Source organism: Pseudoalteromonas sp. J010, assembly GCF_003934235.1.
GTDB lineage: Bacteria > Pseudomonadota > Gammaproteobacteria > Enterobacterales > Alteromonadaceae > Pseudoalteromonas > Pseudoalteromonas peptidolytica.
On record NZ_RDBW01000036.1, the window covers coordinates 15,403 to 37,128 of the forward strand.

The window sequence follows — 21,726 nt, forward strand, 5'->3', positions numbered from 1 at the left end:
ATGCAAGTTAAATTGTGATTTTTGTTCAGCTCGACTATTATAGCGCCCCTAACCCCCTCATTATTTTGTGCCCTTTAGCAAGGCACATCCTGTCATCGGAGTAACAATGAGTAGCTACAAAGTTTTAGACGTCAATGACGATCTTCCAATTCGCACTAAAGGTGCGGTTCACAGCGGTAAAGTACGTTCAGTTTATTGGTTAACCGACGCCGACAGTGCGCGTTTAATTGAAGAAAAAGGCTATGATGTTCCGGCTGGCACAGAGTTGGCAATCATGGTGATCTCAGATCGTATTTCAGCATTTGATTGTATCTGGCAAGGCGAAAATGGCCTTAATGGTGTCCCAGGTAAAGGGATTGCGCTCAATAGTGTTGCGGCACACTGGTTCTCCTTATTTAATGAAGCGGGCCTTGCGGGTAACCATATTGTCGATATTCCACATCCTTATGTTTGGATTGTACGTAAAGCCAGTACAGTAAGAGTTGAGGCGATAGCGCGCCGATATATTACTGGCAGCATGTGGCGTGACTATGCCAAAGGAGTTCGGTCGTTTTGTGGCTTGCAGCTACCTGAAGGCTTAGAAGCCAATCAGAAGCTGGATGATGTTTTGATTACACCGTCAACGAAAGGGATCATCAAAGGAGTCGCTGATGTACCGGAAGTGGATGACGTGAATATTTCTCGTCAAAACATTGAAGATAACCTTAGTGCATTTAACTTCAAATCAGCCGCTGATGTGGATAAGTACGAACAGTTGCTCACTGAAGGCTTTACTCTGATCAGCAACGAGCTGGAAAAGCTTGATCAGATCTTTGTCGATACCAAGTTCGAGTTTGGCTATGTTGAAGACAAAGACGGCCAAGCGCGCTTAATTTATATCGACGAAGTTGGTACGCCTGACTCATCTCGCATTTGGGATGGACCTGCTTACCGTGATGGTAAGATAGTTGAAAACTCAAAAGAAGGGTTCCGCCAACTCCTGATAAACAATGTGCCTGACAGCGATGTATTACTAAATAAAGATCGTATGCCAGAGCGTGAAGCACTTGCCCGTGATTATTTATTGCCAGAAGCCGTGATGATGTCTGTGAGCGAAACTTACGTGGGTATTGCCAGTAAAATTGTTGGCCGTGAGTTAGTCATTCCAACAGATCCACGTCAAGAAGTCATTGATATTCTTGATAAGCATTACGGTCTTATCAAATAACTTTCACACACCAATTTGTTTGCCTTAATAACAAGTTTATTAAGGCAGATTTTCTTATTTGCTTGCTTTTCGAGGCAAGGTCTCTTTTACTTAACCTAATTATTACGATTAATAGAGCTGCTGATGCTTGCCTTTCTTTTGCCTCAATTTTGGCTGTTGCTGCTATGCGCTTTGACTAGTCGCGTCGTGGCGGCTACGCAGTTGCGGATTGTTGATGAAAACGGTATGTCGCTTCAGCATGCCGTTGTTGAATTGCAATCGTCAGCAGCACAACCAATCGCAAACAACATCGCTATTATGGATCAGCTCGATAAGGCCTTTGTGCCCTTTGTGTTAGCAATTCAGCCAGGGCAAGAGGTTAACTTCCCAAATAGCGATGATATTCGTCATCACGTTTATTCATTTTCACAAACCAAGCCATTTGAACTAAAACTTTACTCTGGTACGCCAAATCAACCACTTATGTTTGAAAAAGCAGGAATAGTAGTGTTAGGTTGTAATATCCATGATTCAATGGTGGGCTATATTTATGTCGCTGAACAGCCGGTATTGATAACGGATGCACAAGGCTTGGTTAATTTACCTGACAATATTGATACCGTGATGGTATGGCATCCTTATCAAACTAAAGACATCGATAAAAAACAAACTGTTCAGATCGAAAGCAAAGATAGTCAGATATCGATAACAATTGAAATAACCACTCCAGCGCCACGCAATACGTTTGGGGCGCGCTTCGGGCAGCATGAATGAACAATAGTTTTAAACATAAAATAATCAGTCTATGTATTGCGCTTATTTTGTTAACCGCAGGAATAAGCTTGGCAAGTTTTTGGTGGTCTACAAGTAAATTTAATGAAGCTCAAGTACAACGAAAAATCCAAGTCGCACAAAATGTGTATCAACAGTACTTAAAAGCAAGAGAGCGCCTGCTGGTTACTGCTGCGACGGTACTGACAGCTGACTTTGGTTTTAAGCAGGCTGTCGCAACACGAGATGCACAAACAATAAGTAGCGTATTACTCAATCACTCCCGCAGAATAGACGCTGATCTGATGCTTTTGCTTGATGTTAATGGTGATCTTATCTCTGCAAATGCTCAAGGTATAGAGGTACCAAGCGATATTCGCACTTGGATGCAAGTACTGAAAAATCATCAAGATCATTCCGCTTTCGTAGTGTTGAGTGAGCAGCTTTATCAAGTCATCATTTTACCTGTTCGTGCGCCAAGAACGATCGCATATTCAGTAATAGGGTTTGAAGTTGGTAAATCTGTTGCTGAGGAATTAAAAGAACTCACAGGTATGGAGAGTAGTTTTGTTGGTGCGACTGATAAGCTCAAAGCCAGCTCTGTTGCTGGTTTGTCCCTCGGAAGTGATCTCTTTGCTTTTCTTGAGTCGCAAAAGACAACTCGATGGCTTGGCGAGTATGCGGTTTATAAAAGCGCCGAAGTGAATTTACCATCATTGGATAGTAATCCCATTAGTTTAGTGTTAAGTGCAGACTTAACGACGCAATATCAAGAGTTCGATAAAATGGTGTTTACCATTATATTGCTTTCCACAGCTACTATTTTACTCGGTTTTATTACCAGCGGCATTGTTGCAAAAAATCTCACTACACCACTTAGTAAGCTAACTGAGCTTGCTAAGCGATTTGCTAAAGGCGACTACTCAGCCAAATTAGAAGAATCTCGCCCAACACAAGAGATATGCCAGTTGGTCGATGCCTTTAATGAGATGGGTGAAGATATTCAAGAGCGCGAAGAGCAAATTCGATTCCAAGCAAGTCATGACTACCTAACCGGCTTTTATAATCGCAATGCCGCATTGGATAAGTTACATAAAGTACTTGCAGGTGGTACTGAATATTATTTTATCGCCATAGACATAAAAGGGCTACGTCATATTAATGACAAGTTAGGGCCTCGTGTTGGAGACGATTGTATCAAAGCCGTAGCGCAGCGCATTGCAGAGATAAACGCTTCTGACACAGGGTTGAATGTGCGTTTAGGAGGCGATGAGTTTTTAGTTGCCCATCAAGCGCAAGCGTGTGAAGACCCACAGCAAGCTGTATTAGGTATTGTGCAGTGTGCACAGCGGTTAAATCAAGACTTGAGTCAGCCCTATATGGTACAAGGACTGGATATTTCTCTTCGCTTTAGTATTGGCGTAGTGCATTATCCCAAACAAGCACATACCCCAGAAGATGTAGTGCGTCGTGCCTTGATTGCGGTAGATACAGCAGCACATGATGGTCATGAAGTTTACTATTATCAGTCAGGTGAGGATGAAGCTCACCTAGAACGGTTGCAAATCATTGACGAGTTGAGACAAGCAATCAACAGTGATGATGGTCAATTGTTTATGACATATCAGCCAAAACTCAATATGAAAAGCAATCGCATTGATAAAGTTGAAGCACTGATCCGGTGGCAGCGCAACAATGGTGAATGGGTATCTCCTGAACTGTTTATTGATTTGGCCGAGCAGTCGGGGCTAATTGTAGATTTGACTCAGTGGGTACTCAATACCGTAATAGCGCAGGTCTCTAATTGGAGCAGACAAGGAGAGCATATAAAAGCAGCCATCAATGTATCGGCTCAAGACATTATCGATAAAGATTTTCTACCACATTTACAATCATTGCTACAGCGTCATAAGGTGCAGCCTGAGCTTATCACTATTGAGCTTACAGAGCGTGACATGATAGAAAACGAAGAAAAAGGCATTTCGGTTTTGCAAGCGCTTAAGCGTTTAGGTGTACAGGTTTCACTTGATGATTACGGTGTTGGCCAAACGTCGCTTGGGCGACTTAAAATGTTGCCAATAGATGAATTGAAACTCGATAAGGTATTCATTTTAAAATTGGCACAGTCTGAAAAGGACCAATTTATTGTAAACTCAACCATTACGCTTGGGCATCAACTTGGTTTTAGTGTGGTGGCAGAGGGAGTAGAAGACAAAGCATCACTCGAGCTATTAGCAGATATGCAGTGCGACTACGCACAGGGCTATTATTTAAGTAAACCGCTTAAAGCTGACGACTTTGACTTATGGTTAGGAAGGTATCATGAGGTGGGGTGAGCTTGCCATTATCACCTTGTTATTTGGGACACCAGCCTATGGCGCAGTGGGTAAGCTGCTTGCTACTCCTGGGGTGTCACAAATTGAGGGGAGTGCAGGTGGTGGTATTGTGCCTTGGGCACAACTTGCTGGTTATGCTTCGCAAGATGAGTGGTCAGTTAGTGGTTTTTGCAGTCGAGCTAGTTTGAAAGATTATCAGCTCGATGTCTGTGGAGTACAAGCCAATTTATTCAACCGAGTAGAGTTGAGTTTTGCTCGGCAAAATTTCGATGTTGACGCCCTCAACCTAGATATTGAACAAGATATTGTAGGTGCGAAGGTACGCTTATATGGCGACATTATTTATAGTAAATACCCGCAATTGAGTATTGGTGCTGCGCACAAATCTTTAGATGATGCTTTGGTTGCAGACTTGCTCGGTGCTAAAGATGATGTGGGGACGGATTATTATATCGCCGCAAGTAAACTGCACTTGGGCGCTATTGCAGGTTATAACTGGTTTTGGAATGTCACTTTGAGGCACTCCCGGGCGAACCAACTCGGTATTTTAGGTTATGGCGGGGTAAGTAACAGCTCCCCATGGCAGCTTGAAGCCAGCAGCGCTATATTTTTATCAAGGCATTGGGCGATCGGCGCAGAATATCGTCAGAAGTCAAATAACCTTGGCCTTGGAGAGTCAGATTGGAAAGACTTGTTCGTTGCTTGGTTTCCCAATAAGTCTGTTAATGTAACTGCGGCTTGGCTAGATCTTGGTAAGATTGCAGGACAACCAGCTCAAACTGGGTGGTATCTATCATTTACGGGATATTTTTAAATGCAGTGGCCAGCATTAATAGTGCTAGTGATACTATTAACAGCATGTAGTACTTCGACTTCATCGTCTTCATTATATGAGCAAATAGGGGGCAGCGCTGGTACTGAGAAGCTAGTCGACGCCTTTATTCAGCAGATTGGCAATGATGAGCTGATTTTGCCATATTTCACAGACACTAACGTGAGACATTTCCGGCAAGGCTTTATTAATCACCTTTGCGATACCTTAGATGGCCCCTGTCGTTATGAAGGTGACAATATGGTGCAGATCCATACTGGCATGCGTATTAGCGAAGCGGACTTTAATCGTGTGGTTGACTTGTTAATCAATGCTATGAATGAAGTTGGCATACCACAAAGGGTGCAAAATCAAATTTTGGCACGCTTGACACCGCTGCGTGGTGATATTATTTACCTCTGAAGCCAGTTATGACTCAGTAGCACGTTGATTAGACAAAGTTAAACTCAGGCGTGGCTTAATAACAATATATCACCTCGTTCTTGATTCAAACCTCATGTTATTGAGCAAAAAAGCTGAATTTTTTAGGGGATTTCTGTACTCTTAATGGTATTAATCCAAAGTGTAGTCATAGCCTATACTCATTTATCGGTATGATGTTTGATACGCATAATACCAATTCACTTAACTAAGATAATTGGTATAACTTGTAGAAGAGAGTTAGTTTGAAAAAAGTCATCACATTCGGCACCTTTGATATTTTCCACGTTGGCCATGTAAACATTCTAGAACGTGCACGTGCGCTTGGTGATTACCTTATTGTCGGGATTTCATCAGATGAGTTGAATTTCTCTAAAAAAGGTAGAAACCCAGTTTACTCTATTGCTGAACGCTTAAAAATAATCAGCTCTTTACGGTTTGTTGATGAAGTGTTTGTTGAGGAGTCTTTGGAGTTAAAAGCGCAGTATCTACGAGACTTTGATGCTGATGTACTGGTAATGGGCGATGACTGGAAGGGGAGGTTTGATATTTATAAGGATATTTGTGATGTAGTGTATCTAGAGCGTACCCCTTCTATATCAACAACCGAGATTATTGAAGTGGTACGTCAGCCTAGGGACAACTAATCATGAAGCATGCGGTGGATGTAACTTGGCTTTTTGCTAATTTAGCGCGCGTAAAGGTACTTGATGCGGGCATCGTTAAACCCGGTCAGCAGGGGCCATACCAACCACCCGCAAAGATCCAAGGTGCGCTACGGTTTGATATTAGTGGTGCACTGTGTGCCGAACAAGCTAAAACGCCGAATATGTGCTGTAGTGCCGCTCAGTTTCAGGCAGAAATGCGCCAGCTTGGCATTAACCATGATGATGTGCTGGTGGTGTACGATGATAAAGGCATGTTTAGTGCGGCAAGAGCATGGTATATGCTCAAAAAAATGGGACATGAGCAAGTTTTTGTACTAGATGGCGGACTTCCTGCTTGGTGTGAAAAGCAGTATCCAACCTGCCAGTCCTACCTGATGCCAGCGATAGCTGGAGACTTTGTCGCAAACTTCGATGATAGTGCATTTATTGATAAAGATGCTGTGATTGCCAATATACCATCACAACAAAGCCTAATGATTGACGCCAGAGGCGCGAAGCGATTTTCTGGAGATGAGCCGGAGCCCCGTGCAGATATGCGCGGTGGTCATGTGCCTAAAAGTAAAAACCTACCATACACGCGTTTATTAAACGCCGATGGCTGCTTTAAACCACTCACTGAGCTTGAAGTGTTATATGGCGACTTATCAAAAAATAAGACTAAGCCTCTGATATTCTCTTGTGGTTCAGGTGTTACAGCTTGTATTTTAGCGCTGGTGGCTGACGAGCTAGGTTACCAACAGTTGACGGTATATGACGGCTCGTGGAGTGAATGGGGCGCTGATCCCGATGTCCCAGTTGAAACAGGCGAAAGTACCAGTCATACCAATTTGACTTAATACTTGCTCAATTTGAAGGAGTAAATCTGACGCTAACAGCGTTAAAAATTTCTCATTTAGAACAACTAAATAGCAAAATTTTTGCCTAGTTATCAACAAGATCTTCCCGCCTCAAAATAGACCCCTTAATTAAGCTAATTGGTATTAACCTAAACTGGATATCACGTCTGATGAGAGGGATGTTACACTTTTGAGCTGGAAAAATGTCACCTCATGTAGGGTGGGGTCGTTGGTTGAAAAAGGGCACCACTACATGGCCCCTTTTTCGTTCTCAATTACTTGTGATAAGCAAGGCAAGCTTCAACTTCGTTCTTCGATCCTAAAATAACACCAACGCGCTGGTGTATTTCTTCAGGTTGAATATCCAAAATACGCTCACGGCCAGTATGTGCAATACCACCAGCTTGCTCGATAAGCATCGCCATAGGGTTTGCTTCGTAAAGCAAGCGAAGTTTAAACGGTTTGTTAGGATCTTTACGATCTTCTGGGTAGGTGAATAGGCCACCACGACATAATACACGGTGAACATCTCCTACCATTGCTGCTATCCAGCGCATATTGAAGTTTTTACCGCGAGGTCCGGTTTCTCCTGCAAGCAAATCCTCGATGTAGTTTTGCATAGGAGGTGTCCAATGGCGTTGATTGGAAGCGTTAATGGCAAACTCTTTTGTGTCCTCTGGTATCTCAGCGAAATCTTGCGTTAACAAGAAGCTTCCGTGGGTCTTATCTAGCGTGAATAGGCGTGTACCTTTACCTGTGGAAAGCGCTAGCATAGTCGATGGGCCGTACAATACGTAACCCGCTGCGACTTGTTTATGGCCAGGCTGCATGAAAATTGCAGGATCGCTTGGATCAGAACCCTCTGGCGCTTCCATAATTGAGAAAATTGTACCAACTAGTGAATTAATGTCAGTATTTGAAGAGCCATCGAGCGGGTCAAAGGCAACAATATACTTAGCGTTAGGATCACCTGCCACCGTGAAGTCTTCCTCTTCAGAAGCAATGGCTTTTACATATCCAGACTCAAGCAAAATATCTTTTAAGAGTTGATTTGACAATACATCGAGTTTCTTTTGAGTTTCACCTTGGATATTTTCATCAAGGGTAGAGCCAAGTACGCCTGAGAGTGCACCTTGACCAACTCGGAACGATATTTCTTTACATGCCGCGAGAATGGTACGGATAAGAGATACCAACTCACGAGAACAACCATCTTCTACTAACACCGGAGGGAGTCTACGCATTTTTTAAGTCCTGATTACTTTGTGTTTATAGCAATAAATAATGTGAGAGGTGCTATAATACCAATTTGACTTAATACCTGCTCAAATTGAAGGAGTAAATCTGACGCTAACAGCGTTAAAAATTTCTTATTTAGAACAACTAAATAGCAAAATTTTTTCCTGGTTATCGACAAGATTTTCTCGCCTCAAAATAGACCACTTAATTAAGACAATTGGTATAAACTGCGCTGTAATTCGTCTTGAAAGGCTGTAAATTGTATACGATTTCAGATACAACTGGGGTTAAGCCTCAAAACCATAAATAACAAAGAGCAGCCATGAGCAAAATAAAGTACTTCACTCACACTGTGTCGGCTTTGTTGTTGTGTATGATAACTCATGCACACGCAGCAATTAAGCCTATAGATGAATTTACTGCCAGTTTTAATCATCACCCCGGTTTTTACGCCTTTTACAGTGACGCTTCAAGCGGCAAGTTATATTTAGACATCGACAAGTTTAATGCACCCTTCTTACTACAGCATAGCTTACCTTACGGCATTGGTTCTAATGATATTGGTTTAGATAGAGGTCAGTTAGGTGGCACCCACCTTGTTCAGTTTGAACGCTTTGGTGATAAAGTCATGCTTCGTGCGATAAATACGTATTATCGTGCTAGTGCCAATAATGAAGCGGAAAAACAAAGTGTTAAAGAGGCCTTTGCCTCAAGCATACTGCATGGGTTTAAAGTCGTCGCTGAGGATAACGACAGTGTACTGATAGACTATACCCCTTATTTACTTAGTGATGTGCATGGAGTTTCTCGTACGCTTACTAGGCGAAACCAAGGCACTTTTACTCTAGACAGCAGCCGCAGCGCAGTATTTATGCCACGCTCAAAGGCATTTATAAAAAATACGGAACTGGAGGCTGTGCTGACTTTTACAGGTAATAAGCCTGGAGAATATGTTCGTCAAGTCAGTGCAGATCCTCATGCGCTCACCGTACATCAACACCACTCTTTGATTGAGCTTCCCGATGACAATTATCGGCCGCGGGCATTTCATCCGCAATCGGGTTACTGGAGTATTGAGCATAAAGATTACTCTGCACCACTTGGAGAGTCGATGCTAGTGCGCTACATTCCGCGCCATCGTTTAGAGAAAAAAGATTCAACTGCGCCAGTATCAGAAGCGGTAAAACCAATCGTATATTACCTAGACCCAGGCGTACCTGAGCCGGTGAGAACCGCATTACTTGATGGTGCAAAGTGGTGGGATCAAGCATTTGAAGCTGCGGGCTATAAAAATGCTTTTCAGGTCAAAATCTTACCTGAGCATGCTGATCCCATGGATATTCGCTACAACGTGATCCAGTGGGTGCATCGTGCGACGCGAGGTTGGTCATACGGCGCATCGGTGATCGACCCACGTACCGGTGAAATTTTAAAAGGGCATGTTACGCTAGGCTCGTTGCGTGTGCGCCAAGATATCCTTATTGCAGAGGCTCTTTCTGCGCCATTTGTTGAAGGAAATGAGATCACCGAGCGGTTACATGCGATGGCACTGGAGCGTATCCGTCAACTCAGTGCTCACGAAATAGGCCACACTTTGGGGATTGCGCACAATTTCTCTGCATCGGTAAAAGACCGAGCATCTGTGATGGATTACCCTCATCCACTGGTAAGTTTTGAAAATGGCAAGTTAGATGTGACCCAAGGCTATGCCAAAGGAATGGGCGCATGGGACACGCAGGTTATTAAATATGGTTACAGTGATTTTCGCGGTGTCGATGAGGCAACTGAACTTGCTGCCATCCTAGCTGAAAATAAAGCGCTGGAGCTGGAGTTTATTTCGGACTCAGATGCCAGGGCTCAAGGCGGTGCACACCCCACAGCTCACCTTTGGGATAATGGCGCAGATCCTGCTGCTGAGCTACGGCGAGTACTAGAGGTACGTCAACAAGCCTTGGATACTTTTGGAATTAACAGCATTAAAAAAGGAGTTGCGCTGTCACAGTTAGAAGAAAGACTCGTGCCGCTTTATTTATTCCATCGCTATCAAGTTGAAGCTGCGGTTAAACTTATCGCAGGGGTGGACTATGACTATGAAGTACGTGGTGAAGAGGTAATAAAAGGAGCGCAAGTCGTTGACAAGGCACGGCAACAAAGTGCAACAAACGCACTATTGGACACGCTTTCACCTGATACCTTGGCTATCGCGGAGTCGATTTTAGCTTTGATCCCACCCAAAGCTTATGGAGAATATAAAACTCGCGAGAGTATCAAAGGTCGTACAGGGCTAACCCTAGATGCCATGGCGCTTCCAGAGGTTGCTGCACAGCATAGTCTAGATTTATTGTTACATCCTCAACGTTTAAACCGCCTCGCACAACAACATGCGCGCGACCCTGAATCTTTTGGCACACAGGCGCTACTAGATTCAATGTATACACGCGTATTTGAGCAATCAGAGAGTGCAGGTATGAGACAAAAACTAAAGCAAAGGGTGCAATATCTAAGCGCGGTGAAACTGGTGACACTGAGTCAAAGTGATAAGGTCGCTCCTGAAGTGCAAGCGCAACTAAAGTTTTATTTAGCAAAAATAGCGAACGCGTTTAGCCACTCATCGGTGTTTAACGACGTATCATTTGATAAGGCGTTTAGGCATATGCTGGCTGAGCAAATAAACCAGTATCTACGTTCAGGTGAATGGAGCGGGCACTTTAAAACACTTGATATGCCACCAGGCTCACCAATCTAACATACAACCTTAGCCATAGGTGGTTTTCACTTTGCTTGAACTTGGATTAATAACATGCTCTTTAGTCGTTGTTTGTTTGAGTTCAAGCCTTACTGCTTGAATATAGAACTGTGCACTTTTTAGTGTTATTGAAAGCTGAATTATCAACAAAAAAGAAATTATTTATTGACAATAGTACCTTTTTTGGTAATTTCAAATGACTGCTATTTAAGCTTGTATGGGTACAAACTCAATTTAGCAGACATAATTAGGCCAGTTTTATTATTTCGTTAAGTGATAACATTGGCTGTATTCTGAGATATTGGATTATTTCAACAGGAAAATTGAAAATGAAACTAAACCTAAATAAAAAAAGCATCAAAAACCTATCTCGTGATAACAAAGCGCTACCTGTAAACGCAACTCCAGCTATTGCCGGTGGTGTAGCAACAAACCTATGTAACAGCGATGGTTTACGTTGCGACAGACCGACTACATACACTATGTCTATTGTGATTTGTAAAACTGAAATGTAAGCCTATTCAGTAATCAGGTAAACCTGAACTCAGGTTGCTACTGATATAGAAAAACCTCGTCAAAATATGGCGAGGTTTTTTAGTATCTACTGTTAGCGATAGCAGAGCGCKGCTATCGGCAATACTTTCTCGCCTCAAAATAGACCACTCAATAAAGATAAAGGATATAAACCCAATATTTATCCAAATCTTAAGATGGTTATATATCCTCTCTTTATGACTTCTATAAAAAGCAACTCTCTTTAATCAAACGTGTCAGTATCGCTTGGCTGGGCTGAATTTTTTCCATTGCTAGAAATTCATTTGGTTGGTGTGCTTGGTTAATAGAGCCTGGCCCCATCACAATGGTTTCGCAGCCAAGTTGCTGCAAAAATGGTGCTTCAGTACAGTAGTTAACCGCAATCGCTTGCTGCCCTGATATGCGCTCAGCCATCTTGACCAGCGCAGAGTCTGTCGAGCCAGTAAACGCAGGAATAGGGTCGTGCATGTCCATAACCGAAACACAGTTTGGATAGCGAGCGTTAATGGGCGCAACTGCATCTATCAACATGGCTTGTAGCTCTTTAATACTCAACCCAGGTAAAGGGCGTATATCAATATGTAATTCGCAGCAGCCACAAATACGGTTTGCATTATCGCCACCATGGATGTGCCCAAGGTTTAGAGTTGGATAGGGAATTGCGAAATGTTTTATTGAATATTTATTCTTTAATTCTTCTCTTAACTTTAATAAATTTGCAATCACTTGGTGCATGATCTCAATGGCATTTAGGCCCCGTTCAGGGTCTGAACTATGCCCTGAACGACCAACAATACGAATGGCGCTGGTCATATGCCCCTTATGAGTAAAGACGGGCACCATATCGGTAGGTTCACCAATCACACAGCGTGCAGGTCTTAGGTTGGGATGCTTAGCGATAGCCTGTGCACCAGCCATGGTTGTTTCTTCATCAGCGGTAGCTAAAATCATGATTGGTGCACATTGGTCACACTCATCTAATTCACCAATAGCGTTTAATATAAAGGCAAAAAAACCTTTCATATCAATACTGCCAAGGCCATAAAGTTTATTGTCTTCCATGCTCAATTTAAATGGGTCAAATTGCCATCGACTTTCATCAAATGGAACGGTATCGGTATGTCCCGCTAACATTAAGCCGCCATCACCACTACCTCGTCTTGCAATCAGGTTGTACTTACCTTTTGCCTGTTCAAGTTCCGTCACTTCAACTGTAAACCCTAACGTTTCGCACCACTGTGCGAGTAGCTGGATCACATTCCGGTTGCTCATGTTTAGACTTTCTTCTAATGCACTGATAGATGGCGCTGCGATCAGCTGTTGGTACATGTCCAAAAAAGCGGGAAGTTTCATAAAAATTCCTAAAATACTTATTCAAAGTTCTTGCATAAAAATATAAAGGTGTTTAAAGTGAATATCAATTCACTTTTTTAGCATAAATATATTTAGGGGCAGCAATGCGACGATTTGACTTCAACACTTAGAAAAAACAATTCCAATTAAACTTTTTAATCTTGAGAGTACTATGTTGAATGTATCTATAATCGGAGCGAGCGGCTACAGTGGTGCTGAGCTTGCTAAGCTGGTTGCCAGACACCCTGAATTTTCCCTTACGCACTGCTTTGTGTCTGAACAAAGCACAGATAAACACAAACTCATCAGCGAGTTATATCCAGAACATACCGGCTTGTTAGATATTGAGCTTGAACCACTAAATCAGCAAGCATTTTCACTCATTGAACAATCTACAGATTACGTTTGTTTGTGCACTGACCATAAGGTAAGCGTGGAGCTTGCTCCGGTGTTTTTACAAATGGGAAAGCGAGTATTTGATCTGTCTGGTGGTTACCGCTTATCTGACAATGAGGATTATGAAACCTACTACGGTTTTTCTCATCCATATCAAGACTGGCTAACACAAGCGCAATATGGCTTAGCTGAATGGTATGGCGATGCGATTAAAGCGGCGAAGTTGGTGGCCGTTGCTGGTTGTTACCCAACCGCTGCGCTCAATGCACTCAAGCCATTACAACAGGCTGACTTGATATCAGCGCAGCCTGTGATCATCAACGCTGTTTCTGGTGTAACAGGTGCTGGTAGAAAGGCGAATGTTACAAGCCATTTTTGTGAGGTATCACTCGCACCATACGGTTTGTTTACGCACAGACATACCCCCGAAATTGAGAAATATCTAAGTCATCCAGTGTTGTTTACGCCGCATTTAGGAAATTTTAAGCGTGGTATCTTAGAAACAATCTACGTCACTCTGAAGGAAAATGTCACTGCAAATCAAGTCGATGCTGCTTACCAGGTGCTGGCTGATGAACCACTTATTAGACTAAAGGCAAGTCAACTTCCATCAATTAAAGCTGTTGAAAATCAGCCTTTTGTTGATATTGGTTGGCAACAAAAAGGCAATCAGCTGATCGTGGTGGTGGCAATTGACAACTTGCTTAAAGGCGCGGCAGGGCAAGCGTTACAGTGCATGAACTTGGCGGCGGGGTTGGATCATTATCAAGGTTTAGGAATGTCAGCATGAGCAAACAAACTTGGGTGATTAAACTCGGTGGTGCGGTGCTGAATCAATCAGGTGCAGCGCAAGCACTATTTTTAGCCATTAAACAAATTCAACAAAGTGCACCACATAAACAGTTTGTAATTGTTCATGGTGGTGGGGCATTAGTTGACAAATGGTTAGCAGATGCCGGGTTTGCTACGGCAAAACATCAAGGTCTGCGCATAAGCCCACAAGAGCAAATGCCTTATATTGTTGGTGCGCTAGCAGGTTGTGCAAACAAGCAACTGATGGCAGATGCCATAACGGCGCAGCTTAATCCTGTCGGGTTATGCTTGTACGATGCTGGGTTTACGACCACTCAAAAACTAAAAGCATTAGGCCGTGTCGGTACATGTGAAGCGACCGCTGGAGGGATGCTTGAAGCTATATTGGAGTTCGACAAGTTACCAGTGGTGAGTTCAGTGGGTATTGGTGTTGATGGTCATTTGTATAATGTCAATGCTGATGAAGCAGCCGCTGCAATTGCCAATAAACTGGGGGCTGAACTTATTTTGATGACGGATGTCGCTGCGGTACTGGATGAAAATAAACAACCACTAAATCAGCTCAACGCAGAACAAATTACTACGTTAATCGCACAAAAGGTCATTGTGGGCGGGATGGAGGTCAAAGTTAAGACCAGTCTTCACGCTGCCCAACACTTACGACGAGGGGTGTACATCTCTAGCTGGAAAAAGCCAGAAAACTTAATTGCACTGCTCAATGGTGAGCATGTGGGTACACAAATACTTCCGTAGGATCAAAACCATGACAAAACACTTTTTAACCGGTTTGGAATTAGATCAAGCCAAAGTAATCGCGTTGCTGAAACTTGCAAAAAATATAAAGGATCATCCACAAGAATATAACCAAGTCCTTGCTGGGAAATCTATCGTTACCTTATTTGAAAAACCGAGTTTAAGAACTCGACTCTCGTTTGATATTGGTATTCACAAATTAGGAGGCCATGCCGTTTATCTTGACCAGCAAAATGGCGCCATGGGAGCGCGTGAGTCTGTAAAAGATTTTGCCTTAAACATCGCAACATGGGCTGATGGATTAGTTGCTCGAGTCAATCATCACAGTACACTTGAAACATTGGCGGAGTTTTCATCTGTTCCTGTAGTCAATAGCTTGTGCGATCTTTACCACCCATGCCAAGCTTTAGCTGACTTTCTTACCTTGTTTGAAACCTATCAGGATGTCAGCCAAATCAAAATTGCTTACCTTGGTGAGGGGAATAACGTTACTCACTCGTTGATGCTGCTCGCAGCGACACTAGGTAGTGACTTTGTTGCTGTATGTCCAAAAGGCCACTCTCCTGATGCCCAAATTGTTAAACAAGCGGAGCAGATTGCTGCGGTAAATGGGGCATCTGTATTAGTCAGTGACCGAGTGGAAGCGGCTGCTGGGGCAAATGTACTCTACGCTGACACTTGGGTATCAATGGGAAATCAGACACCACTTGAACAAGTGAAAGACACATTTATGCCCTACCAAATCAATCAGCAATTGCTAGAGGCTTGCGGTGCACAAACTGTGCTGCACTGTCAGCCAGCCCACCGTGAGTTTGAAATTACATCTGAAGTAATGGATGGGCCAAAGTCAAAAATTATTCAACAAGCTGAAAACCGCATGCATGCGCAAAACGCACTGTTGGTATCGCTGTTTAACAAAGATTACGTTTGAGGTGAAAAACATGAGCAAGATTAATAAGGTTGTACTGGCTTATTCAGGTGGTTTAGATACATCAGCGATTGTCCCTTGGTTAAAAGAAAACTATGGGTGTGAAGTGGTTGCATTTGTTGCGGATGTCGGTCAAGGCGAAGAAGAGCTTGCCGGAGTGGAGCAAAAGGCAATCGCGTCAGGTGCTTCTGCTTGTTATGTCGTCGACCTAAAAGAAGAAATGGTTAGCGACTATATTTATCCAACGCTGAAAACAGGCGCAACCTACGAAGGTACTTATTTGCTTGGTACCTCAATGGCTCGTCCTATTATCGCTAAAGCACAAGTGGAGATCGCACGCAAAGTTGGCGCTGATGCTTTATCTCATGGCTGCACCGGTAAGGGAAATGATCAAGTGCGGTTTGAGTCTTGTTTTTCTGCCCTTGCCCCTGATCTTAAAGTGATTGCGCCATGGCGTGAATGGTCATTATCAAGTCGAGAGTCGTTACTCGATTACTTGGCCGAGCGAAATATTCCTTGTGCTGCCTCTGCCACTAAAATTTATAGCCGTGATGCCAATGCGTGGCACATTTCCCATGAAGGGGGAGAATTAGAAGATCCATGGAATGAACCAAGTTCACAAGTGTGGACCATGACAAACTCCCCTGAAGCGGCACCAGATAAGCCTGAATATGTGTCTTTATTAGTCGAAAAAGGGGAGATCACAGCGGTTAACGGTGAGCGTTACTCTCCATATCAATGCTTAGTGAAACTCAATGAGATTGCAGCGCCGCATGGTGTCGGTCGGGTTGATATTGTTGAAAACCGGTTAGTTGGTATGAAATCTCGTGGTTGCTATGAAACACCGGGAGGCACAGTGATGATGGCTGCTTTACAAGCCATAGATGAGCTAATTCTAGATAAATCATGCCGCAAATGGAAAGCCAGCTTGAGTGAGGAGTTTGCACATCTCGTTTATGACGGTCGTTGGTTTACGCCTCTCAAAGACTCTATTTTGGCAGCAGCTGAATCATTCGCACAGCAAGCAACAGGGGAAGTGGTACTTAAGCTTTATAAAGGCCATGTGCAGGCTGTTCAAAAGCAGTCAATAAATAGCTTGTACAGCGAGGACTTCGCGACCTTTGGTGAGGATGACGTGTATGACCAATCACATGCTGAAGGCTTTATTCGTCTTTTCTCTCTGTCTAGCCGTATTTCGGCATTAAACAAACTAAAACAGCAATAAATTAGGAGCATAAAATGGCATTATGGGGCGGCCGTTTTTCATCAGGTCCTGATGAAGCATTTAAGCAGTTTAATGATTCTTTGCCTTTTGACTATCAGTTGGCAGAACAAGATATTGTTGGTTCTATCGCTTGGGCTGGAGCACTGAAGCAGGTTGACATATTAAGTGAAGGTGAGCACCAGCAGATTGTTTCAGCACTTAAGCTACTGTTGGATGAGGTGCTTGCTGATCCTCATAGCGTTGCAAAGGCTGGATATGAAGATATTCATTCGTATGTTGAAGCTAAACTAATCGACAAAGTTGGCGATTTAGGTAAAAAGCTGCACACAGGGCGAAGCCGTAATGATCAGGTAGCGACTGATTTTAGATTGTGGAGTCGAAAAACGGCGCAGCAGCTACTAAATGCGTTGAGCGGGCTTAAACAGGCACTAGTCACGCTCGCTGAGCAAGAGTTAGGTACCATTTTGCCAGGTTATACTCATTTGCAGCGTGCACAGCCAGTTTTATTTAGTCATTGGTGTATGGCGTATGTAGAAATGATTGAGCGAGATGAGTCACGGCTGCATGATGCTTTAGATCGCTTGAACGTGTGCCCTTTAGGCTCAGGCGCACTAGCTGGCACTGCGTATCCCATTGACCGTCAAGCACTGGCGGTCAACCTTGGGTTTAGAGAAGCTGCTCGCAATAGTTTAGATGCGGTATCTGACCGGGACTTTGTCGTTGAGTTGCTAAGCTGTGCTTCTATCTCAATGATACATTTATCCCGTTTTTCTGAAGATTTGATTTTTTACAATTCTGGTGAGTCAGGGTTTATAGAGCTGGCGGACAGTGTAACTTCAGGCTCATCTCTTATGCCTCAAAAAAAGAACCCTGACGCATTGGAGTTAATCCGTGGCAAAACAGGGCGAGTTTTTGGTGCATTCAGTGCCATGATGATGACATTAAAAGCACTACCACTTGCATACAATAAAGATATGCAGGAAGACAAAGAAGGTTTATTTGATGCCATGCCGACTTGGCTTGCCTGTATTCATATGGCTGAAGCGTGTGTAAAAGGCATTAAAGTCAATGGTGACAAAACGCTTGCAGCAGCCAAAGGAGGACATGCTAACGCAACTGAGCTGGCTGACTATCTTGTTGCTAAAGGGATCCCCTTTAGAGAAGGTCATCATATTGTTGGGGAGTTAGTGCAGTTAGCAATTAGCAAAGGACAAAATCTTGAGAACTTGAGTATCGAAGAGTTTCAGCAGGTATGTTCAGTGATCGAAAAAGATGTATATCCTGTACTTGAAATTGACGCATGTATTGCCGCCCGCCAAGCATTAGGCGGCACTTCTTTGCCGCAAGTGACAAAAGCGATTAAAGCGGCAAAAAAAAAGCGAAAAATTCAAGTTCGTGATGCCAATTTAGATGATGTCGAAGCGATAGCGGAGCTTATACAGTACTGGGCAAAGGTGGGAGAAAACCTACCTCGAGCCAAGAGTGACATGATCCATAGTATTAATGAGTTTGCAGTGACTGAAGTTGACGGCAAAGTGACAGGATGTGCATCGTTATATATCTATGACACTGGGCTTGCTGAGATCCGCTCTTTGGGGGTGAATCCCAATTGCAATGTGAAGGGGCAAGGTCAAAGGTTGGTTGAGCACTTATTAGAGAAAGCCAAAAAGTTGGCGCTTAATCGGATAATCGTACTCACTAGAGTGCCAGGTTTTTTCACAAAGCAAGGTTTTAATAACTGTACTAAAGACAGTTTGCCTGAAAAAGTTATGAAGGACTGCGAGCTGTGCTTGCGAAAAGATAATTGTGATGAAATTGCTATGGATTTCATTATAAAACAATCATCTAGCTTAAGTATTCCATGTAAATTTGTGGCTTAATAGTCATCAGGTATTGGGTAAGGGCGCGCATTATTTGGCGCGTTTTTTATAAGTTGACTTGTTTTATGTTAATTTTGTGTGAATGTTGGCATGTTGTGTGCTTGATATTTCCTGATAATTTTGTTGACGACTCTGTTTAGGAGTTGAATTGATATTTTGTATTTTTGAGGGAAATCATGAAAAAAGCCATCTTAGCTAGAAAAAACCAAGCAAAAACAACTAGTCAAGTAAAGTTACTTTCTGATAAGGTAATTTTAACTGAGTCTGTTTTAGGTAAAGTATCAGGTGCTCGCGGCGGTGGCGGTATCCTTATTAAGGATCCAAGATTCTGCTAATGTATAGAAAGAAGTCGAGTCCTGATCAAAATAATCTATGTATTTTGATCTTACAAAAATTGGTATCTTCTTTGACTCGATAGTGGTGGTCGGTCTTGTGACCGGCTTCCTGTTAAACTTACTGTTTTTTTTACTGAAGATAAAAGATAACCTTTCTTTAATTGTTACCAGTGGCATCGTTGCGCTGTCTTACTTGGGTAGTAACGTTTTCCTTGATTTAACCCAAGCTGATCACACTCTCTATCTACTGTGGTTTTTTTATGACCTGCTTACCATTATTCTATTAATCGGGATAAATTATAAGCTGAAAGTACCATGGTGTACTGCGCTGCACTATGTATTTTTGTTTCTAGCGATTAACTCGCTACTTTATTTGGGGTTATATATAGATTTAGGGGTATTTGAGACCCGCGAGCAGTGGTGGTTTTGGAGTGTGTATTCCGTTGCTGTGTTGGTTTGTGATTGCGCGATTGTCATTACTTTGATTATTGATAAAGATTGGCTTGGGCTGAAAAAGCTAATGGCCAGAATAAACCGACTTGGTATGCCTGATTACGCGAATGAAAGTAAATGAGCGGCATTAGCCGCTCATTAAAATTGATACTCGACGCTTAATTTCAAAGCAGCATGACTATCATCTTCTGCTAAAGATTTATCTTGCCAAGCAGTTACACCAACTTTAGCAAGTGTACCAAATACACCTTGTTGATACCCAAGCTCCAACTGGTTTCGTTCGAGGTCTTGAGTTTCATAATCAATGCGCTTTAATTTTGCATAGGCACCTACGCCATTGGTACTAAAATAGTCTAGCGCAACCGTGATACTTTTTGCGCCTAGTCCTGTGCTGGCGCCAAGCCATAAGCCTCGCTCTTGGTAATTCGCTAAGTCGAGGCTGTTATCTCTTGGGCAAAGTGACAGAGTGAGGGCATCTTTGCACTCAATATTGGTATCTGAATACTCAACAAAGCCTTTTAGGCGGTGAGTTGTGTTGCCCCAGTAGCTCTCTACTCCTAAGGTAAACATTGGCTCATCTGGCAAAGCGCCACTGTCGTTTCCTCCCGCAAATTCACCATAAAATGCAAATGGTCTGTCGCCTAAGCGAGTTGAATACTTTATATCAACACTGGTGAGTCGTTGTGATTGCTTTTCACTTTCAAGGTTTTGTTGTTGATACACAAAATCACTGTAGGTGGTACTAAAGCCCAGCTCCAATCCTTGAATAGGAAAAGCAGCGGCTCGAAATCCCCAGAAATCACCTTCTTTTTTGTTGCTGATGGTTGGGCGTTGTTTTGCCATGATAGCGGTTACTTGCCAAGGCCCTACAAAAGACAGAAAACTTGGGCCACTATAGTTATTATTTGCTCGACTTAAGCGGATTGCTTTCATCGGTGCTGCATTATTAGAAAGCATCAGAGCATTTTCATTGCTTGGCCCCCACCAGTAACTTAAGCGCTCAGCACTGAGTGACCAATTACCAAATAGCACTGCCATATGGCTACCATGATGATTCACATATTTACCATCTTGGCTTTCATCTGTGTAGTTAACCGCTACCTTGGCACTGACAGACTTGCCGGTGATGATCCCAAAGCTGCGTACCCCAGAACGAGCATCATGACGTTGTCCAAAGCCGGTCGAGCGTACGTCAGCACCATTGAAGTGAGCAGTTACACTGCTATAGCGTTCTCTTTTTGCTTGCTTTAGTGCATGGCGCAGGTGTGCTAACGCGAAGCTTGCAGTTTGCGATAAGTTACGATCATCAACACTTGCAAGATCATTGACAATTCCGCTCCACAGCAGCGGGTATTGATTCACTGGGCGATTGATCACTCCCTGCGCAACGAGCAGGTCTATACTATGCTTAAGCTCACTCTGGGATACTTCTATCCATGGTGAGGCATGAGCACAGGTACCCATCAATACAGCAAGGGATAATAGGCTTTTTTTCATCCGTGTAATTTTTCCTCTAACGCGTTGGCGACCAGTGGGTGAACAAACTCACTGACATTACCTTTGTGAAGGGCAACTTCTTTTACCAAAGTTGATGAGATAAATGAATTCTTTTCAGATGGCGTTAAAAACACGCTTTCTAAATCAGGGTGCAATCGACGGTTCATATTTGCCAATTGAAATTCATAGTCGAAGTCAGATACCGCTCTAATGCCACGGATCAAAACGTTGGCTTGTTGTTCTTTAGCTAAATCTACCAATAAACCAGAAAATCCAATGACTTTTACATTTTCGTGCGATTTTAAAATTTCTTGAGCTAAAGCAACACGTTGTTCCAAAGAGAAGCATGGCTTTTTATTTGGATTGTGGGCAATGGCTAAGATGACAGTATCAAACATCTTTGCGGCTCGTTTAATCAAATCTTCATGTCCATTGGTTAATGGATCAAATGTACCTGGGTAGAGTGCTGTGACTTTCATGAGCATAACTGTGTTGAATTTTTTTGTATGGTAGCAAGGTTTTTTT

Annotated in this window: 20 protein-coding genes; 16 read left to right on the forward strand and 4 right to left on the reverse strand. The window is 43.0% G+C overall.

The window, feature by feature from the left end:
* Window positions 1–106 precede the first annotated feature (106 nt).
* The 7 genes from EAG18_RS18120 (at window position 107) to EAG18_RS18150 (ending at window position 7,049) form a co-directional block, all read left to right on the forward strand.
* Window positions 107–1,207, forward strand: coding sequence for a phosphoribosylaminoimidazolesuccinocarboxamide synthase (locus EAG18_RS18120; protein WP_125253772.1), 1,101 nt, complete (start codon window positions 107–109; stop codon window positions 1,205–1,207).
* Between the two features lie 123 nt (window positions 1,208–1,330).
* The gene (locus tag EAG18_RS18125) at window positions 1,331–1,960 is read left to right on the forward strand and encodes a methylamine utilization protein (RefSeq protein WP_125253773.1); all 630 of its coding nucleotides are present in this window, start codon (window positions 1,331–1,333) and stop codon (window positions 1,958–1,960) included.
* On the forward strand, window positions 1,957–4,293 hold the full coding sequence (locus tag EAG18_RS18130) for an EAL domain-containing protein (protein ID WP_125253774.1): 2,337 nt from the start codon (window positions 1,957–1,959) through the stop codon (window positions 4,291–4,293). The genes EAG18_RS18125 and EAG18_RS18130 overlap by 4 nt, the downstream gene beginning before the upstream one ends.
* Complete coding sequence (locus EAG18_RS18135; RefSeq protein WP_125253775.1) at window positions 4,280–5,107, forward strand: DUF3034 family protein; 828 nt, start codon at window positions 4,280–4,282, stop codon at window positions 5,105–5,107. Before EAG18_RS18130 ends, EAG18_RS18135 begins: the two co-directional genes overlap by 14 nt.
* A complete protein-coding gene (locus EAG18_RS18140) occupies window positions 5,108–5,527 on the forward strand; it encodes a group 1 truncated hemoglobin (protein WP_125253776.1) in 420 nt (139 codons plus the stop codon). It begins immediately after the preceding gene.
* A 263-nt stretch (window positions 5,528–5,790) separates the two neighbouring features.
* Window positions 5,791–6,192: an adenylyltransferase/cytidyltransferase family protein gene (locus tag EAG18_RS18145; RefSeq protein WP_125253777.1), complete on the forward strand. Its 402-nt coding sequence runs from the start codon at window positions 5,791–5,793 to the stop codon at window positions 6,190–6,192.
* Between the two features lie 2 nt (window positions 6,193–6,194).
* Entirely contained in the window at window positions 6,195–7,049 is an 855-nt protein-coding gene (locus tag EAG18_RS18150) for a sulfurtransferase (RefSeq protein ID WP_125253778.1), read from the forward strand.
* A gap of 275 nt (window positions 7,050–7,324) precedes the next feature.
* Here the strand turns inward: EAG18_RS18150 and EAG18_RS18155 are convergent, their stop codons facing one another.
* A complete protein-coding gene (locus EAG18_RS18155; RefSeq protein ID WP_125253779.1) occupies window positions 7,325–8,293 on the reverse strand; it encodes a class 1 fructose-bisphosphatase in 969 nt (322 codons plus the stop codon).
* Between the two features lie 317 nt (window positions 8,294–8,610).
* Here EAG18_RS18155 and EAG18_RS18160 point away from each other — a divergent pair, with 317 nt between their 5' ends.
* Complete coding sequence (locus tag EAG18_RS18160) at window positions 8,611–11,034, forward strand: zinc-dependent metalloprotease (protein WP_125253780.1); 2,424 nt, start codon at window positions 8,611–8,613, stop codon at window positions 11,032–11,034.
* Between the two features lie 329 nt (window positions 11,035–11,363).
* Window positions 11,364–11,549 (forward strand): hypothetical protein, encoded by a 186-nt coding sequence (locus EAG18_RS18165; protein WP_125253781.1) that lies wholly within the window; start codon window positions 11,364–11,366, stop codon window positions 11,547–11,549.
* Between the two features lie 223 nt (window positions 11,550–11,772).
* Here EAG18_RS18165 and argE read toward each other — a convergent pair whose 3' ends face one another.
* On the reverse strand, window positions 11,773–12,921 hold the full coding sequence (argE, locus tag EAG18_RS18170) for an acetylornithine deacetylase (RefSeq protein ID WP_125253782.1): 1,149 nt from the start codon (window positions 12,919–12,921) through the stop codon (window positions 11,773–11,775).
* A gap of 175 nt (window positions 12,922–13,096) precedes the next feature.
* Here argE and argC point away from each other — a divergent pair, with 175 nt between their 5' ends.
* From argC to EAG18_RS18200, 7 genes are all read left to right on the forward strand, one after another.
* Window positions 13,097–14,107 carry an N-acetyl-gamma-glutamyl-phosphate reductase gene (gene argC, locus EAG18_RS18175; protein WP_185745623.1) on the forward strand — a complete coding sequence of 337 codons (1,011 nt, stop codon included), beginning with the start codon at window positions 13,097–13,099 and terminating at the stop codon, window positions 14,105–14,107.
* A complete protein-coding gene (gene argB / locus EAG18_RS18180) occupies window positions 14,104–14,883 on the forward strand; it encodes an acetylglutamate kinase (RefSeq protein ID WP_125253784.1) in 780 nt (259 codons plus the stop codon). The genes argC and argB overlap by 4 nt, the downstream gene beginning before the upstream one ends.
* 10 nt (window positions 14,884–14,893) lie before the next feature.
* Window positions 14,894–15,814, forward strand: coding sequence for an ornithine carbamoyltransferase (locus tag EAG18_RS18185; RefSeq protein WP_125253785.1), 921 nt, complete (start codon window positions 14,894–14,896; stop codon window positions 15,812–15,814).
* 10 nt (window positions 15,815–15,824) lie between these two features.
* The gene (locus EAG18_RS18190) at window positions 15,825–17,036 is read left to right on the forward strand and encodes an argininosuccinate synthase (RefSeq protein ID WP_125253786.1); all 1,212 of its coding nucleotides are present in this window, start codon (window positions 15,825–15,827) and stop codon (window positions 17,034–17,036) included.
* A 14-nt stretch (window positions 17,037–17,050) separates the two neighbouring features.
* Entirely contained in the window at window positions 17,051–18,916 is a 1,866-nt protein-coding gene (argH, locus tag EAG18_RS18195; RefSeq protein WP_125253787.1) for an argininosuccinate lyase, read from the forward strand.
* Window positions 18,917–19,092: 176 nt separating this feature from the next.
* The gene (locus EAG18_RS22220; protein ID WP_167508256.1) at window positions 19,093–19,251 is read left to right on the forward strand and encodes a hypothetical protein; all 159 of its coding nucleotides are present in this window, start codon (window positions 19,093–19,095) and stop codon (window positions 19,249–19,251) included.
* A gap of 37 nt (window positions 19,252–19,288) precedes the next feature.
* Window positions 19,289–19,825: a hypothetical protein gene (locus EAG18_RS18200; protein WP_125253788.1), complete on the forward strand. Its 537-nt coding sequence runs from the start codon at window positions 19,289–19,291 to the stop codon at window positions 19,823–19,825.
* 17 nt (window positions 19,826–19,842) lie between these two features.
* Here EAG18_RS18200 and EAG18_RS18205 read toward each other — a convergent pair whose 3' ends face one another.
* Window positions 19,843–21,201, reverse strand: a complete 1,359-nt coding sequence (locus EAG18_RS18205) for a capsule assembly Wzi family protein (protein WP_125253789.1) — start codon at window positions 21,199–21,201, stop codon at window positions 19,843–19,845.
* A complete protein-coding gene (coaD, locus tag EAG18_RS18210) occupies window positions 21,198–21,680 on the reverse strand; it encodes a pantetheine-phosphate adenylyltransferase (RefSeq protein ID WP_125253790.1) in 483 nt (160 codons plus the stop codon). The genes EAG18_RS18205 and coaD overlap by 4 nt, the downstream gene beginning before the upstream one ends.
* Window positions 21,681–21,726 lie beyond the last annotated feature (46 nt).

What these genes read in the sequence shown, in the direction of transcription:
- EAG18_RS18160 (WP_125253780.1), top strand. Translation starts at nt 8,611, where the DNA reads ATGAGCAAAATAAAGTACTTCACTCACACTGTGTCGGCTTTGTTGTTG.
- EAG18_RS22220 (WP_167508256.1), top strand. Translation starts at nt 19,093, where the DNA reads ATGAAAAAAGCCATCTTAGCTAGAAAAAACCAAGCAAAAACAACTAGT.
- argH (WP_125253787.1), top strand. Translation starts at nt 17,051, where the DNA reads ATGGCATTATGGGGCGGCCGTTTTTCATCAGGTCCTGATGAAGCATTT.
- EAG18_RS18155 (WP_125253779.1), bottom strand. Translation starts at nt 8,293, where the DNA reads ATGCGTAGACTCCCTCCGGTGTTAGTAGAAGATGGTTGTTCTCGTGAG.
- EAG18_RS18150 (WP_125253778.1), top strand. Translation starts at nt 6,195, where the DNA reads ATGAAGCATGCGGTGGATGTAACTTGGCTTTTTGCTAATTTAGCGCGC.
- EAG18_RS18200 (WP_125253788.1), top strand. Translation starts at nt 19,289, where the DNA reads ATGTATTTTGATCTTACAAAAATTGGTATCTTCTTTGACTCGATAGTG.
- argB (WP_125253784.1), top strand. Translation starts at nt 14,104, where the DNA reads ATGAGCAAACAAACTTGGGTGATTAAACTCGGTGGTGCGGTGCTGAAT.
- EAG18_RS18165 (WP_125253781.1), top strand. Translation starts at nt 11,364, where the DNA reads ATGAAACTAAACCTAAATAAAAAAAGCATCAAAAACCTATCTCGTGAT.
- EAG18_RS18205 (WP_125253789.1), bottom strand. Translation starts at nt 21,201, where the DNA reads ATGAAAAAAAGCCTATTATCCCTTGCTGTATTGATGGGTACCTGTGCT.
- EAG18_RS18120 (WP_125253772.1), top strand. Translation starts at nt 107, where the DNA reads ATGAGTAGCTACAAAGTTTTAGACGTCAATGACGATCTTCCAATTCGC.
- argE (WP_125253782.1), bottom strand. Translation starts at nt 12,921, where the DNA reads ATGAAACTTCCCGCTTTTTTGGACATGTACCAACAGCTGATCGCAGCG.
- EAG18_RS18185 (WP_125253785.1), top strand. Translation starts at nt 14,894, where the DNA reads ATGACAAAACACTTTTTAACCGGTTTGGAATTAGATCAAGCCAAAGTA.
- EAG18_RS18135 (WP_125253775.1), top strand. Translation starts at nt 4,280, where the DNA reads ATGAGGTGGGGTGAGCTTGCCATTATCACCTTGTTATTTGGGACACCA.
- EAG18_RS18190 (WP_125253786.1), top strand. Translation starts at nt 15,825, where the DNA reads ATGAGCAAGATTAATAAGGTTGTACTGGCTTATTCAGGTGGTTTAGAT.
- coaD (WP_125253790.1), bottom strand. Translation starts at nt 21,680, where the DNA reads ATGAAAGTCACAGCACTCTACCCAGGTACATTTGATCCATTAACCAAT.
- EAG18_RS18125 (WP_125253773.1), top strand. Translation starts at nt 1,331, where the DNA reads ATGCTTGCCTTTCTTTTGCCTCAATTTTGGCTGTTGCTGCTATGCGCT.
- EAG18_RS18140 (WP_125253776.1), top strand. Translation starts at nt 5,108, where the DNA reads ATGCAGTGGCCAGCATTAATAGTGCTAGTGATACTATTAACAGCATGT.
- EAG18_RS18130 (WP_125253774.1), top strand. Translation starts at nt 1,957, where the DNA reads ATGAACAATAGTTTTAAACATAAAATAATCAGTCTATGTATTGCGCTT.